The organism is Cellvibrio sp., from assembly GCF_053579595.1.
Genome location: NZ_JBRFPI010000543.1, coordinates 601 through 2085, shown reverse-complemented (window position 1 = coordinate 2085; position 1485 = coordinate 601). Strand labels below are relative to the sequence as shown.

1 protein-coding gene and 1 pseudogene are annotated in these 1485 nt (G+C 50.7%); both read left to right on the top strand.

Translation table 11 applies throughout. From position 1 onward, the window contains the following. Positions 1-1238: flagellar basal-body MS-ring/collar protein FliF (fliF, locus tag ACWA6V_RS20920; RefSeq protein ID WP_449524297.1), on the top strand; the 1238-nt coding region annotated here is incomplete at its 5' end. Continuing rightward, positions 1231-1485 (top strand): annotated as a pseudogene (locus ACWA6V_RS20915) (flagellar motor switch protein FliG); the annotation flags it as partial. The gene fliF and the pseudogene ACWA6V_RS20915, both read left to right, overlap by 8 nt.

The following is a 1485-nucleotide window of genomic DNA, read 5'->3' as shown; positions in this document are numbered from 1 at the left end:
CCAGTATCACCAGTATCCGCAACGCGCGCGTGCATTTGGCAATTCCGAAAAAAACCGTATTTGTACGCGATGCAACTAATCCAACGGCATCGGTATTTGTCGAGGTGTTTGCTGGCAGGAGTGTTGAGCCTGCGCAAGTAAAAGCGATTATGAATTTGGTGGCATCCTCAGTGCCTGGAATGAAAATGGCCGATGTGACCGTTGTGGATCAACATGGCAATTTAATTTCTACCGGCGAAGACAGCGCCGATTTATTGATGGCAGCAAAGCAGCACCAATATTCCCAAGAAGTAGAAAGCAGCGTGATTAAGCGCATAAACGGTATTTTGGAACCGGTGGTTGGCGGTGGTAAATTCCGTGCAGAAGTGAGCGCTGATATCGATTTTACGGCGGTGGAGCAAGCAGCTGAAACCTTTAACCCGGATTTACCGGCAATTCGCTCCGAGCAAACCCTCAATGAAACCCGCCGCGCGGGTGATGTTGCTGCCGGCATTCCTGGCGCCTTGACCAATCAACCACCAGGCACTGCGGAAGCGCCTGAACAAATTGATCCTGCTACTGGCCAGCCAGTTGCTGCTGCGCAACCGACCAATAACCGCGAACAGGCAACCCGTAATTACGAGTTGGATCGCACCGTGAGTTACACCAAGCATCAACAGGGAACCCTTAAGCGCCTGACAGTTGCGGTGGTTGTTGATGATAAGGTTGTTAAAAATGCAGACGGTACCGAAACCATGGTGCCCTGGACAGAAAACGAATTGGAACGCTTGTCTATACTGGTACGTGACGCAGTGGGTTTCAGTGCTGTGCGTGGCGATAGCGTCAATGTTTTGAACTCGGCGTTTGCCAATCGGGTGGAAGATCCCAATGTGATGGTAGATGTGCCTTGGTGGGAGCAATGGATTATTCCCAATATTAAATATATCGCCAGTGTGCTGGTTATTTTGCTGATCATATTTGGCTTGCTCCGCCCCATGTTTAAAAGTTTATCCAAACAAGGTGGCGCGCTGGCAGAACAAGAAGAGGCCCGTCAATTGGCCGCTCTTGAAGCAGCTGGCGCTGGCGGGTTAGATGGCATGTCGGATGAAACCGTCACACTGACCGGCGGCTCGGCACTGTTATTGCCGAGCCCCGAAGAAGGCTACGAAGCACAACTGAACGCCATTAAAGGTTTGATTGCCGATGACCCGGGCCGTGTGGCTCAGGTAGTGAAACAGTGGATAAATCGCGATGACTGAAGCTAACGATAAAGCGGTCGATAAAGCCAAACTTAAACTGCGCTACGTTGATCAAGCGGCAATTTTGTTGATGTCGCTGGGTGAATCGGACGCAGCAGAAATACTCAAGCACATGGGCCCAAAAGAAGTGCAGCGCATTGGTGCTGCAATGACCCAATTGCAAAATGTGCAGCAATCAGAAGTACATGCTGTGCTCGGTAATTTTTTAGATGAAGTGCGCACGCTCACAGGCCTTGGTGTGGGTGCT